At 65.1% G+C, this 599-nt stretch carries 1 protein-coding gene; it reads left to right on the forward strand.

What is annotated here, in order from left to right; all coding sequences use genetic code 11:
- Window positions 1–583, forward strand: a 583-nt coding sequence (locus tag AC1U89_RS24565; RefSeq protein WP_479902222.1) for a formyltetrahydrofolate deformylase, incomplete at its 5' end; no start/stop codon positions are given.
- Between the last annotated feature and the right edge of the window lie 16 nt (window positions 584–599).

The following is a 599-nucleotide window of genomic DNA, read 5'->3' on the forward strand; positions in this document are numbered from 1 at the left end:
GTCCAAGATCGGCCACTGCCTGAACGACCTGCTGTTCCGCGCCAAGGCGGGCGGGCTGCCGGTGGAGATCGCCGCGATCGTCTCGAACCATCGTGACTTCTACCAGCTCGCCGCGTCGTACGACGTGCCGTTCTTCCACCTGCCGCTGATGAACGCSTCCGCCGAGCAGAAGTCCGCSCAGGAAGCGCGCGTGTTCGAGGTGGTGCGTGACCAGAACATCGATCTGGTGGTGCTGGCGCGCTACATGCAGGTGTTGTCCGACGACCTGTGCCGCAAGCTGGCCGGCCGCGCGATCAACATCCACCATTCCTTCCTGCCGAGCTTCAAGGGCGCCAAGCCGTACTAYCAGGCGYWCGACCGSGGCGTGAAGCTGATCGGCGCCACGGCGCACTATGTGACGGCCGACCTCGACGAAGGCCCGATCATCGAGCAGGAAATCGAGCGCGTGGACCACAGCATGGACCCCGAGCAACTGACCGCCGTCGGCCGCGACGTGGAATGCGTGGCGCTGGCCCGCGCGGTCAAGTGGCATGCCGAACACCGCATCCTGGTGAACGGGCACAAGACCGTCGTCTTCAAGTAAACGGACGGTATCGCAC

The sequence above is a fragment of the Caulobacter sp. 05T431 genome, from assembly GCF_056665975.1.